The sequence below is a fragment of the Salinivibrio sp. IB574 genome, assembly GCF_001996205.1.
Classification (GTDB): domain Bacteria; phylum Pseudomonadota; class Gammaproteobacteria; order Enterobacterales; family Vibrionaceae; genus Salinivibrio; species Salinivibrio proteolyticus.
Genome location: NZ_MUFN01000017.1, coordinates 17692 through 31930 on the forward strand (window position 1 = coordinate 17692; position 14239 = coordinate 31930).

A 14239-nucleotide genomic window follows, 5' to 3' on the forward strand; every position below is an offset into this window, starting at 1 on the left:
TTTCTTTTTTTGAGCACATGCAAGGCTTGTAGGAGTGGCGTAGGTTGAGAGCGAAAATTAATCAACAGAGGATATCTGATGAAAAAGCTACTCACTTGCCTAATGTTTGCTCTCTCTTTGGTCTTGGCGCCCACGGCGTGGAGCGCGGATGACAGCGCGACCCCTGATGCGGCTCAAGCGCAGACCATACAGGTCAACATCAATACCGCAGATGCTAAGACTCTCGCCGAAAAGTTAGAGGGCGTGGGGCCATCAAAAGCCGCCGCGATCATCGAATATCGCGATGACCACGGCGCTTTTCGCGCACCGGATGATTTGATTAAGGTTAAAGGGATTGGGAGCGCGACGCTAAAGAAAAACCGGGATCGTATCAAAGTCTAAATGACCCCCACGCGCAAAGGTTTTGCACAACCTTTGCGCGAATAAGGCTTGAGTCTTTGCCTGCCAAGACACACAATGACTCCATAACCGTCAATGTAGCAGGATGCGATGACTCAAAAACAAAGCCACTTTTTTGCCCACCTCGCGCGGATGAAGCTGATTTATCGTTGGCCGCTAATGCGCAATGTTTCCGCAGAAAACATCTCAGAGCACAGTTTACAAGTTGCCTTTGTGGCACATGCACTCGCGCTTATCAAWAACAAGCGGTTTGGCGGCCATTATCAGCCTGATCGGATCGCGGTGTTAGCCATGTTTCATGACTGCAGTGAAGTGATTACCGGAGATTTGCCGACGCCGGTGAAGTATTTCAACCCTTCTATCGCGACCGAATATAAAAAGATCGAGAAAATGGCGGAGCAAAAACTGATTGCGATGTTACCGCCGGAGCTACAAGACGATTACCGAAGCCTGATTGATTCAGACACGATCGATGCAGATGATTATTTGCTGGTCAAGCAAGCCGACACGCTATGTGCTTACCTCAAGTGTTTGGAAGAGATTGCGGCTGGCAATCATGAGTTTGAGCAGGCTAAAAAGCGCTTAGAGACGGCGATGGAAAAGCGCCGTTCGCCGGCGACCGATTACTTTATGGCGACGTTTGTTCATAGTTTTACCTTATCGCTCGATGAGATCAGTGACGATGGACTTTAATCTTCCTGACGCGTGGCAAGCGCGTCGCATGCGCAATGAAAATAAAAAGCGACGCAATGATAAACGCTCAGTCTATCAGCGCGATAGAGCGCGCATTTTACACTCGGCGGCCTTTCGCCGCCTGCAAGCGAAAACGCAGGTGTTGGGGGCTGAACACAGTGATTTTTATCGCACTCGACTCACGCATTCATTGGAAGTGTCCCAAATTGGTACTGGGATTGTCGCGCAACTGAAAGAAAAGCAGCCGACCTTTCGAGCGCTGTTGCCTTCAACCGGACTGATGGAAAGTTTGTGTCTAGCGCATGATATTGGTCATCCGCCCTATGGCCACGGTGGCGAGATCGCACTGAATTACATGATGCGTGAAGAGGGTGGGTTTGAAGGCAATGCCCAAACGTTCCGTATTGTCACCTTGCTAGAGCCTTATACTCAGCATCATGGTATGAACTTAGCGCGACGAACCTTATTGGGAGTGATGAAGTATCCTGCCTTAATCAGCGCTGCCCATAACGGACAATCACCCACGCCGGTGACGGACTTTCGGCACTTGAAGGCGCGCGATTGGCAACCTGCTAAGGGCATTTATGATCATGATAGTGCGCGGCGCGATTGGGTCCTCGAACCATTATGTGACGCGGATAAAGCCCTCTTTTTAACCTTTCGTGATAACCAACCTGATGGCGAACACCGCAAAACCCGCTTTAAATCTTTAGATTGCTCCATTATGGAGCTGGCGGACGACATCGCTTATGGCGTTCATGATCTTGAAGATGCGATAGTGATGGGCTTAGTGAACCGAGAACAGTGGCAAGAAGCGGTTGCCAGTGTGCTCGCCGAGTGTGGCGATCCATGGTTAGAAAGCCATATTGGGGAGCTGAGTGAGCAGATGTTTGGCCCTCCTTATGAGCGCAAAGATGCGATTGGCGCGTTGGTGAATACCCTGCTCACGTCGGTTGAGATTGCGCCCACCGTGCAAGATGGGGCACAGTGCTTTCAATCACCGTTACTGGCGTGGAATGCGTTTTTGCCGGATGTGATGGCAGGTGTACTGGAGACACTGAAACGCTTTGTCAGTGAGTTTGTGGTTAAACAGCCAGAACTTCAGGTGGTGGAGTACAAAGGGCAACAATTGGTGATGGAGCTTTTTGATGCGTTTGCCTCCGATCCGGAACGTCTCCTGCCGAAAGATTACCGGCAAGATTGGCTGATAGCGCAACAGGCGGGTGAGTCAGGAATGCGCGTCATTGCGGATTATTTGTCGTCGATGACCGACAGTTTTGCCCAGAAGCTGCATAGCACCATGTTTACCGCCGCCAGCAATGGTCCGCTTTATGCGATTCGCTAGTCGTCCTGCCCGCCGGATGGCGTGCGTGATGCCGGCATAAATGCCAGTTGGCGCGCGATCATGGCCTCAAAGCTTGCGAGCAATGGCTGATAATGCTCACTGTCACCACTGAGTTCGCTAAGTGCGGCAAATCCTGCCTCTAGGGTAGACAAGGCGCCCGGCCTGCGGCTTTTACGTATCCTGTATTGGCTTGATGGCATGGTGTTGATGGTGGCGGTGGGTAAATCATGCAAGTTGGTTGAAAGCTGATACATCTTGTAGGCTTTTTTCCATGTCCCGTCGAGTAAAATGATCCCCCACGGCGGCTGCTTGTCGTTCTCATCCAATGACTCGGTCAGTGATGAAAGAGAGCAAGCGTGCTCGCCCGGATACAAGACGGCATAGCGTCGCTCCGATTGCGCGAGTGCATCGTTAAGCGCGGCGTGTTGGCTGAAATCCTCGCCCACCCAACACTGGCAATTATCCAGCGCAAGCGCGAGCAAACAAGCACTGTTCTTAGGGTGTGAGACCTCATCGGGATGCTGCAGAATAATCACGGGAATGGTATTGGTCAGCGGTGTGACGGCATCGCACACACAAATCGCTTTCGCTTTATGACAAGACGCGCAGTATCGAGACATGATGATCGCTGGTTGAGAACGGAATCAAGCAGCGTTTTACCGCTGCTTGATGAAAAACGCAAGTATCACGTAGCCACGGTCGTGACTTGACTGTAGCCCGAGAGGAAGCGTTCAAAGCGGCTAATAGCCATTTCTAAGTCATCCACGCGAGGCAAGGTGACAATCCGAAAATGATCCGGTTTGGGCCAGTTAAAGCCGGTGCCTTGTACCATCAAGACTTTTTCTTGCAATAAAAAGTCGAGCATCATCTTTTCGTCATTGTGAATGTTGTAGCGCTTAGTATCGATCTTCGGGAACAGATAGAGCGCTCCTTTAGGCTTTTTGCAGCTCACACCAGGGATTTGATTAATCAGCTCGTACGCTTTATCGCGCTGTTCTAATAAACGGCCACCCGGCAGAATTAACTCGTTAATACTTTGATAGCCGCCCAGAGCTGTTTGGATGGCATGCTGCATCGGCACATTGGCGCAAAGGCGCATCGAAGCCAGCATTTCCAAGCCTTCAATGTAGCCCCGAGCGTGCTGTTTGGGACCAGTGACCAGCATCCAGCCAGAGCGAAAGCCGCAGACTCGATAGGCTTTTGACAAGCCGTTAAAAGTTAAACACAACACATCAGGGGCCAAGGTGGCGATAGAATGATGCTGCGCGCCGTCATAAAGGATCTTGTCGTAGATTTCGTCGGCAAAAATAATCAAATTGTGCTGGCGGGCTATCTCAACCACCTGCAGCAAAAAGTCGCGACTGTATACCGCACCCGTTGGATTGTTCGGGTTAATGAGCACGATGCCGCGTGTTTTAGCCGAGATCTTCGCCTTGATATCATCAAGATCTGGATACCAGTCCGATTCTTCATCACACAAGTAGTGCACCGGCTTACCACCCGACAGTGACACCGCAGCGGTCCACAGCGGATAGTCCGGTGACGGCACCAATAACTCATCGCCATTATTGAGCAAGGCTTGCATCGCCATCACGATAAGCTCTGAGGCACCGTTACCCAGATACACGTCTTCAACATCTAAGTCCATCAAACCGCGTTTTTGATAGTGCTGAACCACCGCCTTACGCGCGGAATAAAGGCCTTTTGAATCGCAGTAACCTTGTGAGGTGGGAAGGTTACGGATCACATCGACCAAAATCTCATCTGGCGCATCAAAGCCAAAAGGCGCAGGGTTGCCGATATTGAGTTTTAAAATGCGGTGGCCTTCTTCTTCAAGCCGTTTGGCTTCTTTCATCACTGGGCCACGGATGTCGTAACAGACGTCATCCAGCTTGGCGGACATCCCGATGTGTTGCATTGACTTTCCTGTTTAGTAAAAGGTGAATATTGTTATTAGGCTTTTTTGGTAACTTACACTATTCGCGGTCTGATTCGAAAGAGATAAACGAATAAAGTTTTACCGGTGGCTGTCGGGCAAAAAAATCTACCAAGTTCGACAGAAGACTGATCTAGCGCATGTTTATCCCCGCAGGGGACAGGTAGACTGACAAGCATTAATTACGTGCTACATAAAGCCGTACACGATTTGCGAATAGGACTGCCGCCCGATGCGGTTGGAGGATGTCGTGACTACCCTGATTCAAGCGGCCAATCAGTTACAGAGCCAGTTGGCAATATGCCAAGCTCCCGCTCTGTTACAAGCAGATTTTGACTGGCCGAGTAACCTTTCCCCGATTGCTTGGCTGGATGCCCAACCTGTCTTCCCGAAAATGTATTGGCAGTCGCGCGATGGCCGCGAAGAGGCATTGGTGTTAGGGGCGTGCCACCGTTTTTCTCAGCTACATGAAGCGCAAGCTTCACTCACGCCACAGCAACGAATTTGGGGATGTGTGGCGTTCGATGATGGTGCTGGGGATGGTGATTTTTTCCTGCCGGTCGTCGAGTTGATCCGCCGTGATGCGCATTGGCAGCTCTCTGTTAATGTGCAGGCGGGTGTGGATAGCCAAGCGATATTAAGCCAAGTGATCTGGTTGGGGCGGCCATTGGCCCCCATGCAGAGCCAAGTCAAACACGAAAACCATACCCCGACGTATCAGGGGTGGTGTCAATCGGTGACCACGGCGTTGGAGAAGATGGCATCGACATCGCTTAAAAAAGTGGTTTTAGCGCGACAAACACGGTTGACGTTGGATGCTCCCATTAGCGCCGGCCAGTTACTCAGTCACAGCCAGCAGCATAATGCAGAAAGCTTCCACTTTTTATTTGCGACTAGCGAGCAAGATGCATTTCTTGGCTCGACGCCCGAACGCTTGTATCGGCGCCGCGATTGTCGTGTCAGTACCGAAGCGGTCGCGGGGACCGTCAAGCGTGGCGCGACCTTCAGCGATGATCACCAATTAGGTGAGTGGTTGCTACATGACAATAAAAATATTCACGAAAACCAATTAGTGGTTGACGATATCTTGGCGGGAATACGCCGTCATGCACTCACGGTAACTGCCGATCCTGCTCCGCACTTAATGGTATTGCGTCATTTACAACATTTGCGCCGCCGCATCAGTGCGATTGTCGGCCCCGGTGTGGACGATACGGTATTGTTAAGCGCCCTTCAGCCTACCGCCGCTGTCGCGGGGTTGCCGCGTGATTTGGCGCGCGCATTTCTTGCTCAACATGGCATTGTTCGCGGACGCTACAGTGGAGCGGTGGGGTATATCTCACAGCGTGAAAGCCAGTTTTGTGTTGCTATTCGCAGTGCGCAGCTTTCAGGCCATACCATTGATCTCTATGCGGGGGCAGGCATTGTGCTGGGCTCAGATCCGGATACCGAATGGCAGGAGCTGGATAATAAACTCACGACCTTGCGCCAATGTTTACCGGATGCTCCAGTGCCCCTCTCAGCCGAAAGAATGACAGGAGTGTGCGGATGACGCTGGCGCTCACCCACACATGGGCTGAAGTGATTATTGACGAGCTTACGCGGCTGGGCGTGCAGCACATATGTATTGCGCCGGGTTCTCGCTCTACACCGCTCACGCTCGCTGCTGTAAAGCAAAGCCAGCATCCGCGACGCGGTGTCACTTTGCACAATCACTTTGACGAGCGCGGGTTAGGCTACTTAGCGCTAGGGCTGGCAAAAGCGCATGCGTGTCCGGTTGCGGTGGTTGTCACCTCTGGCACCGCGGTGGCCAATCTTCTCCCTGCGGTGGCGGAAAGCCGCTTAACCGGCGAACCTTTGGTGATCTTATCGGCCGACCGACCGTTTGAATTGGTTGACTGTGGTGCCAATCAAGCCATTGAGCAACCCCGCTTGTTTTCTTCGCATGTCACGCAAACGCTCTCTCTTCCAGCCCCTGAGACTGCGATGCCCTTGTCAGCACTCCTGAGCAAGATTGATCATCTGATGGCTCAGCAGGCCCAGCATGGTGGCAGTGTGCATATCAACTGCCCGTTTCGAGAACCTTTCTATGGCGAGCGTGACCGAACGAGTGAGCAATCATTGCGGGCAGGATTGGGACAATGGCTTACTGATGACAAGCCGTATGTGAGCATGATGCCAACCAGAACGCAGTGGCAGATGCCTGCCTCTTGGCAACATATCGCGTCGCAAAGCAGCAAGGTGGTATTGATTGCTGGTGCGCTGCCGGCCAACGTAGGCGCTCAGGTGGCGCGGTTGGCAAGCGTCCTCGATGCGGTGGTGCTGGCCGACCCACAATCCGGCGTCAAAAGCACGGCGCCGGGGCATGATTTGTGGCTCAACGCGCCTAGCACTCGCGCGCTATTGGATGAGGCCGAGTGGGTCATTCAACTCGGTGGTCGTTTGGTATCCAAACGGTTAGGGCAGTGGCTGGCCAACATAGAAGTGCCGTACTGGCTGATCACCGATCGGGAACAAGCGCTCGATCCTGCTCATCGGCCCAGTGAATATATACGGTTTATGCCCCAGCAATGGGAGGAAGGTCTAGACGCGTTATCGGATGCGCTCACTCAGCTGCAACGACCAGTAAGCGGCTGGGCGCAGGCGGTGACCACAGCGGCACAGATACAACGGCAACACGTGTACGCAAAGGTGGAAGACAGCCTATCCGAACATCGCCTTTTTCAGTCTATGACTAAGTGGCTGCCCTCAGAGTGTGATGTGTTTTTAGGCAATAGTTTGACGATTCGCTTAGCCGATATTTGGAGTGAGCTGAGTGATTATCGCGTATACGCCAATCGGGGGGCGTCGGGTATTGATGGCTTACTCGCAAGTGCCGCGGGCGTGCAGCGAGTGAATCAGCACCCGATGCTGGTGGTGTTGGGAGATACCAGCGCCTTGTATGATTTAAACAGCTTGGCGCTGTGGCGTCATGCACCTGCCCCAGCGGTTATTTTGATCCTTAATAACGACGGCGGTGGGATTTTCGATATGTTACCGGTTGAGCCATCCCTGCGAGATGCTTACTACCGCATGCCGCATGGCTTGGGCTTTGAACCGGCAGCAACTATGTTTGGCTTGTCTTACCACCAGCCCAAAGACGTAGTGAGTTTTAGTGAAACCTTGCAAGGGGCGTTACAGTCACCCGGCGCAGAGGTCATCGAAGTCAATACACCTGCAGGCGAGGCGGGAAGTGTACTGAACCGTTTATTGGCGGAGGTTGCGCATGGCTAGTCGACTCACCTATCGCCAAGGCGGAGATCCCAATGGGCCGCGGGTGGTGTTCTTACATGGGTTACTGGGTTGCGGCGACGATTGGCAAGCCGTAACTGCTGCGCTCTCCCATTGTCACTGGTTATGCCTTGATTTACCCGGACACGGCGAGAGCTGGACACAGCAATGTCAGCATTTTGACGATGCGTGTGACGCCATTTTGACAACTTGTGAGCAGGTATGGGAGCGGCAGCCAGCGCTATTGGTCGGTTACTCCCTCGGTGCGCGTTTAGCGATGCATTGCGCTACTTATGCACCCACTCGCTGGTCTGGCGTGTTGTTAGAAGGCGGTCACCCGGGACTTGCTGATAACGAGGCCCGTCAGCAGCGACTCGCACATGATAAGCAATGGGCCACACGCTTTCGTCATCAGCCGTTAGACGCGGTGCTAGACGATTGGTATCGCCAGCCTGTCTTTCAATCTCTTGATGAATCTGCCCGTTGCGCGATGGTCCAACGGCGCTTATCGAATCACGGTTCGGCCGTAGCGGATACCTTATTGGCTACGTCGCTAGGCCATCAAGCCGACTTACGCAGTGCGCTTAAACACTGTTTTCAACACGGGCTCGTCATTGACTACCTTTGTGGTGAGCACGATAAAAAATTCCATGCACTTGCCAAACACTTGCATCAAACCACTGGGATTGGTGTCACGGTGATCCCTGAAGCGGGTCACAACTGTCACCAATCAAATCCACAAGGCTTTGTACACGCATTACTCGCAAGTGCAGCTTTTCAGGGCGTTGCCCCAACCAACCTATAAAGGGGAGATCCTATGGCTATTACGCCGGGTATAACCGAACAAGAACTGTATGCACCCATTGAGTGGGTAGAGGCTGATCAGACATTCAGCGACATTCTTTACCATAAATCGGCAGACGGTATTGCGCGTATTACGATTAATCGCCCCCAAGTTCGCAATGCCTTTCGTCCCCAAACTGTCAAAGAAATGATGCAAGCGCTTGCTGATGCCCGTTACGACAGTGATGTAGGAGTGATCATCTTGACCGGTTTAGGCGAAAAAGCCTTTTGTTCAGGAGGCGATCAATCCATCCGTGGTGACTACGGCGGCTATCAAGACGACGAAGGCACCCATCATCTTAATGTGCTGGACTTTCAGCGTCAGATCCGTACCTGTCCAAAGCCTGTGATTGCTGCCGTGGCCGGTTATGCTGTAGGTGGAGGTCACGTGCTACATATGATGTGCGATCTGACCATCGCGGCCGATAACGCCCAATTCGGCCAAACCGGGCCCAAAGTGGGCAGCTTTGATGGTGGCTGGGGCGCCTCGTACATGGCTCGCATTGTGGGTCAAAAGAAAGCGCGTGAAATTTGGTTCCTATGTCGGTTCTATAACGCGCAAGAAGCGTTGGATATGGGACTAGTAAACACTGTGGTGCCACTTGCCGACTTGGAGCGCGAAACCGTGCGCTGGTGTCGTGAAGTGCTGCAGCACAGCCCGATGGCACTGCGTTGCTTAAAAGCCGCGTTGAATGCTGACTGTGACGGACAAGCTGGGTTGCAGGAGTTGGCAGGGAACGCAACCATGATGTTCTATATGACTGAAGAAGGGCAAGAAGGGCGCAATGCGTTCAACGAGAAGCGCCGTCCGGCGTTCAATCGTTTCCCACGCAATCCATGAGGTGAGTATGAGGCAGGCACGGATCTACCACTATAGGTTACCGATCCAGTCGGGCGTATTTGTGCGCGACCAGCGACTGGCTGAGCGGGAAGGGTTAGTGGTTGAACTGAGCGAAGGCGCACGTCGCGGCTGGGGCGAAGTGTCGCCTCTGCCGGGGTTTAGCCAAGAGAGCTTTGCACAAGCACGCCATGCGTTGATTGCCGCTACCGCGGCATGGTGTGATCACCGCCATGTGGCGATGACGCAATTACCGCCCTCAGTCGCATGGGGAGTGAGTGTGGCGCAAGCGGAGTTGGACCAAAAGCTACCGACGGAGGCGACGTTTGCGACTGTGCCTGTCTGTACGGGCGATCCTGATGCGCTCTTACAAGCCTTGAGTGGACCACGTCAAACGCCATCACCGCAAGCCAAGGTAAAAGTAGGCGAATATGAGGTGGCGCGCGATCGGTTGATGGTCACGACCTTACTGGAGGCGATTCCGACATTAACCTTGCGACTGGATGCCAATCGGCGTTGGCGGCCAGAGCAGCTAAGCCAGTTTTGGCAAGGTTTGAGTGAGGCACATCAACAGCGGATTAGCTGGATTGAAGAGCCCTGTGCCGACCCCTTGCAATCACTTCGCTGTGCGCAACAGCTGGGCTTTCCTCTCGCTTGGGATGAGACATTGCGTGATCACGATGACAGTGAATTGATTGAAAGTGAATACGTTTCAGTGTGGGTGCTCAAGCCCACCTTGATGGGCGATCTTGCGTCACTAACAAGCTGGATTGATAGCGCGAAAACGCTTGGCAAGCAGGCTGTGATCAGTGCTGCGCTAGAATCAAGCCTTGGACTCACACAGCTATCACGCTTTGCCACCTGGTTAACGCCTGATGTGGTTCCTGGGCTTGATACCCTGAGTATCTTTGCTCATCAACTTGATCGTACGTGGCCGGGGGCGCCGCAGCCATTAGCGCCCCTACATGACCAGCCCCTTATCTGGGTGAATACATTGTGACGGCCTCGGCGTTCGGATTTAAGGTATGGCCGTGGCGGCACTGGGCTGACTGTGCGCCAGACTCGCTTGCCATCGAGAGTGACACCTCACTGACATGGCAGGCGCTGGTGGCGGATGTAGACCGTCAGCAAACGCAGTTTAATGCCGCGCCAGTGGTGGTGTTCGACAGTCGTCTTGCTCCCCAGCGCTTAGTGGTGGGCCTGCTTGCTGCATGGCAAGCAGGCAAGATCACCTTAGTGCTCAATCATGCTTTAAGTGACGACGTGAAAGCCGCCGTGTTGGCTGAACTTAGCGAATTTCAATGGCTGGACTGCGCTCAAAATGAGGCAAGGAGATCCGACGCGATATCGATAGCGCCTTGGCAACCACGGCAACCGCTCACCATGACGCTAACATCGGGGTCAACAGGAAAGCCCAAAGCCGTGGTACATGCCGGACATCAACACCTTGCCAGTGCGGCAGGTTTAACCCAGATGCTGCCGTATCAAGGGCTGTCTGAGCACGAGGAGAGGCCGAGCAGTAGCACCGATAGTTGGTTGTTATCGTTGCCGCTTTTTCATGTGTCGGGGCTGGCTATTGTGTGGCGCTGGTTATTCAAAGGTGCCACCCTCGCCATTTTCCCTTGTCAGGGAGAAGCTTTACCCGAATCACTGACTCGGGTGACACACGCCTCCTTGGTGCCCACACAACTCTATCGCGCCTTACCTTGGTTGGCCGCGAGGCAAGCGCCTTCTCGACTTAAGCATGTATTACTGGGCGGTGCAGTGATTCCCGCACGATTGACACAACTAGCTGAGCAACAGGGCATTGCTTGTTGGTGTGGCTATGGCATGACAGAAACCGCATCGACCGTCACGTTAAAGCGCGCCGATGGCCATGACGATGTCGGTGAGCCTTTGCCGTATCGTACCGTTGCGCTGGCGAGCGATGGTGAAGTGATTCATCGTGGCGACACGCTCGCGTTAGGATATTGGCAAGCGGGACGGTTAAAGGCGCTTTCGGCAGAACAAGGCTTAGGCTCCCGGGATCTGGCGAGATGGGAGGCGCGCCGCCAGCGGCCTGTGTTGCGCATTATCGGGCGTAAGGATAATCAGTTTATCTGCGGCGGAGAAAATGTTCAGCCTGAGCGTATTGAAAATCACTTACTCCAACGAGACGAGATCAGCCAAGTCGTGGTTGTCCCGGTTATTGACCATGAATTTGGCGCGCGTCCAGTGGCGATAGTGCAAAGCACAGCGCAACTGGATCAGGCGCAATTAACGGCGCATTGTCATTCGCTAGCGCCTTATCAACGTCCCATTGCTTTTTTGCCGTGGCCGATATTAGAGCAGGGTGCCAGTATCAAGCCGTCACGTTTGCAGCTTGCCCAATGGGCAAGCCAGCAAATCGAACACTAAGGCCGGTCGGCACGTAAGCGAATCACCTCGTCGCGCATATACGCGGAGGTAGCTTTTTCCGGCTCCACGGCGGGGCCGGCCACCACAGTTACCTTTGACCAAAAGCGTTTTGGCAGTTTTAACATGGCCTTGCCGCCATGTCGGCTAAAATAACTGCCCCATAAGCCTTGCAGTGCCATGGGTACAACAGGGACCGGTGAACGCTGCAGAATCATATCCATGCCACGGCGGAACTGGTCTATTTCACCATCAAAGGTCAGGTGCCCTTCTGGGAAAATCAACACCACTTCGCCATTATCTAACGCGCGTTGGATCTCATTCATCGCGGCGCGAATGGTGCGTCCTCGGTGACTGATGGGGATCACTTTTGAGGTGCGGAAAAACCAATGCAGCACGGGTAATTTGTACAAGTCTTCAAACATCACAAAGCGAATCGGACGATGACAAGCACCCGCCAGCAAAAGCGCGTCCATGTAGCTGACATGATTACAAATCAGTAAGGCTCCCCCTTGTTCGGGAATATGGTGTAAATCTTTATGCTTCACCCGATACAAGGTGTGCGTGATCATCCACGTAAAAAAGCGCAGTGCAAAAATCGGCACCAACTGACTGACATAGATAGCCACCAATAAATTGAGCACTGTCAGCAACAGGAAAAACTCGGCAATGGAGATTTTGATCACCACCAAGAGGGTGATGCCAAGAATGGCACTTGCCACCATAAACAACGCATTGAAGATATTGTTGGCGGCAATAACGCGTGCACGCGCGGCTTTATCGGCGCGCTGTTGCATCAAGCTATACAAGGGAACAATAAAGATCCCACCGAACACGCCAATCATCAATAAATCGATAAACACCCACGTCAGTGTCGGGTCGGTCACAAAGGCGATTAAATCGCTGTGCACGGTTGGGCTGGCGGGCGTGGCAAAAAATAAATGCAACCCAAAGCCGGTAAGCCCAAGGCTTCCCAAGGGCACGATACCGGGCTCGATACGGTGGCCGGACAGCTTGTCACACAGCAGCGCGCCCACCGCGATACCGATTGAAAATAGGGTCAGTAAGAAGGAAACGCCGGTTTCATTCCCGCCCAGCAAGGCGGTGTATTTAGGAAACTGGGTCAGGTAGCTTGCACCAAGAAACCAAAACCAGCTGATACCTAAAATGGCCTGTAAGGTCACTTTGTCTTGGCGTGCAAAACGCAAGGTTTGTTTCATCAGTGCGATGGGTTTATAGCGCAGATTGAGGGTTGGATTACCGGCAGGCGCGGGAGGGATCGCATGTGCCGATAGCACGCCCAGCAGTGCAAAGGCTAATACCGCGGCGCCGGCAACCACATTGGCATGTGGGTGATGAGCGATAAATCCAGCGAGTAAGGTCCCGAGTAGAATAGATAAAAACGTGCCGGTTTCGACGAGCGCATTGCCCGAGACCAGTTCTTTATCGCTCAAGGTTTGTGGTAGCAGTGCGTATTTTACCGGGCCAAAAAAGGCGGACTGGGTGCCCATCATAAACAATAACCCTAGCAGCACTGTCCATGATTCGTAATACAAGGCAATCGCGGCGCTCGACATAATCAAGACTTCCAGCCATTTCACGCGCCGCATGATAAGGGCTTTATCGTATTTGTCGGCGAGTTCACCGGCAAAGGCAGAAAACAGGAAAAAAGGCAGAATAAATAACCCTGCCGCGGCATTAATAAACAGAGTTGCATCCATTGGCAATTGCTCGGCGGAAGCAAATGCGACCATGATCACCAACACGTTTTTATAAACGTTATCGTTAAAGGCCCCTAACGCCTGTGTGATGAAATAGGGCAGAAAGCGTCGCTCACGCAGAAGTTGAAACTGTTGGCTCATGAGTACATCGGTCCGTTTAGCGGTGCAATAAGCGACTTATACTAGCAAGGCGAGGCGAGTGCGCAACCTTTAAACGGGTTGCGCATCATTAGGTTATGCGATTGGCAATAAGTATGAACACCTGATATTGGCTGTGTCAGCGACAAATAACGGTTATTGATTACTGCCAGTCGATAGTGGCGTTAGGCAAATTTTTGGCTGTTTTTTATCGAGACTTGATCATTCAACGTCCAAAAGTCATATAGCACGCCGAGTAAGAAGAAACCGCCCGTAAACAGGTAAATGACCCCAGTGATCCATTTCCCCATGTACATACGGTGGACCCCAAAGATACCTAAAAAGGTCAGCAGCAGCCAAGCGACGGTGAAATTGGTTTGTCCGCTACGAAAACGTAGATCCGCTTCCTTATCCATTAGCGGGATCAAGAAGAGATCGATAATCCAGCCAATCCCGAGCAGGCCGAGGGTAAAAAACCAGAGCGTCCCAGTGACAGGTTTACCATAGTAAAAACGGTGTGCGCCAAGAAAGCCAAAGATCCAAAGCAGATAACCGATAAACTTGCTGTGGGTATCATTCATGGTCCAGTCCTATCAATGTAAATAAATGCGTTGTGAGCTTGGAGTCGTGACAGCGTAAATGGTTCCTTGAGTGCGCCAAAC

13 protein-coding genes are annotated in these 14239 nt (G+C 52.7%); 9 read left to right on the forward strand and 4 right to left on the reverse strand.

All coding sequences use genetic code 11. The annotated features are described in order from the left end of the window. The first annotated feature begins 78 nt into the window (after positions 1-78). The 3 genes from BZJ17_RS09895 to BZJ17_RS09905 all read left to right on the forward strand — a co-directional run bounded on the left by BZJ17_RS09895 (position 79) and on the right by BZJ17_RS09905 (position 2437). Positions 79-381 (forward strand): ComEA family DNA-binding protein, encoded by a 303-nt coding sequence (locus tag BZJ17_RS09895; protein ID WP_198534141.1) that lies wholly within the window; start codon positions 79-81, stop codon positions 379-381. Positions 382-489: 108 nt separating this feature from the next. Continuing rightward, positions 490-1092 (forward strand): 5'-deoxynucleotidase, encoded by a 603-nt coding sequence (gene yfbR, locus BZJ17_RS09900; protein WP_077640590.1) that lies wholly within the window; start codon positions 490-492, stop codon positions 1090-1092. Further along, on the forward strand, positions 1082-2437 hold the full coding sequence (locus BZJ17_RS09905; protein ID WP_077455697.1) for an anti-phage deoxyguanosine triphosphatase: 1356 nt from the start codon (positions 1082-1084) through the stop codon (positions 2435-2437). The genes yfbR and BZJ17_RS09905 overlap by 11 nt, the downstream gene beginning before the upstream one ends. On the opposite strand, the gene BZJ17_RS09910 is transcribed toward BZJ17_RS09905, so the two are convergent. Continuing rightward, on the reverse strand, positions 2434-3057 hold the full coding sequence (locus BZJ17_RS09910) for a tRNA-uridine aminocarboxypropyltransferase (protein WP_077640591.1): 624 nt from the start codon (positions 3055-3057) through the stop codon (positions 2434-2436). The two genes, BZJ17_RS09905 and BZJ17_RS09910, sit on opposite strands and share 4 nt — an antisense overlap. A gap of 65 nt (positions 3058-3122) precedes the next feature. Beyond that, positions 3123-4355 carry a pyridoxal phosphate-dependent aminotransferase gene (locus tag BZJ17_RS09915; RefSeq protein WP_069590543.1) on the reverse strand — a complete coding sequence of 411 codons (1233 nt, stop codon included), beginning with the start codon at positions 4353-4355 and terminating at the stop codon, positions 3123-3125. Positions 4356-4623: 268 nt separating this feature from the next. On the opposite strand from BZJ17_RS09915, the gene BZJ17_RS09920 reads away from it, so the two are divergent. The 6 genes from BZJ17_RS09920 to BZJ17_RS09945 are packed head-to-tail and all read left to right on the forward strand — an operon-like array spanning position 4624 to position 11721. Beyond that, positions 4624-5925, forward strand: coding sequence for an isochorismate synthase (locus tag BZJ17_RS09920; protein ID WP_157893179.1), 1302 nt, complete (start codon positions 4624-4626; stop codon positions 5923-5925). Further along, on the forward strand, positions 5922-7646 hold the full coding sequence (gene menD / locus BZJ17_RS09925; RefSeq protein ID WP_077640593.1) for a 2-succinyl-5-enolpyruvyl-6-hydroxy-3-cyclohexene-1-carboxylic-acid synthase: 1725 nt from the start codon (positions 5922-5924) through the stop codon (positions 7644-7646). Before BZJ17_RS09920 ends, menD begins: the two co-directional genes overlap by 4 nt. Beyond that, positions 7639-8448, forward strand: coding sequence for a 2-succinyl-6-hydroxy-2,4-cyclohexadiene-1-carboxylate synthase (menH, locus tag BZJ17_RS09930; protein WP_077640594.1), 810 nt, complete (start codon positions 7639-7641; stop codon positions 8446-8448). The genes menD and menH overlap by 8 nt, the downstream gene beginning before the upstream one ends. A gap of 12 nt (positions 8449-8460) precedes the next feature. Next, entirely contained in the window at positions 8461-9327 is an 867-nt protein-coding gene (gene menB, locus BZJ17_RS09935) for a 1,4-dihydroxy-2-naphthoyl-CoA synthase (protein WP_069590537.1), read from the forward strand. Positions 9328-9334: 7 nt separating this feature from the next. Continuing rightward, the gene (gene menC, locus BZJ17_RS09940) at positions 9335-10324 is read left to right on the forward strand and encodes an o-succinylbenzoate synthase (protein WP_108743805.1); all 990 of its coding nucleotides are present in this window, start codon (positions 9335-9337) and stop codon (positions 10322-10324) included. After that, positions 10321-11721, forward strand: a complete 1401-nt coding sequence (locus BZJ17_RS09945) for an AMP-binding protein (RefSeq protein ID WP_077640596.1) — start codon at positions 10321-10323, stop codon at positions 11719-11721. The genes menC and BZJ17_RS09945 overlap by 4 nt, the downstream gene beginning before the upstream one ends. On the opposite strand, the gene BZJ17_RS09950 is transcribed toward BZJ17_RS09945, so the two are convergent. Both BZJ17_RS09950 and BZJ17_RS09955 read right to left on the reverse strand, forming a co-directional pair. Then, positions 11718-13580, reverse strand: coding sequence for an MFS transporter (locus tag BZJ17_RS09950; protein ID WP_077640597.1), 1863 nt, complete (start codon positions 13578-13580; stop codon positions 11718-11720). The genes BZJ17_RS09945 and BZJ17_RS09950 overlap by 4 nt on opposite strands. Before the next feature lie 182 nt (positions 13581-13762). Then, positions 13763-14158 (reverse strand): TM2 domain-containing protein, encoded by a 396-nt coding sequence (locus BZJ17_RS09955; RefSeq protein ID WP_074212203.1) that lies wholly within the window; start codon positions 14156-14158, stop codon positions 13763-13765. Between the last annotated feature and the right edge of the window lie 81 nt (positions 14159-14239).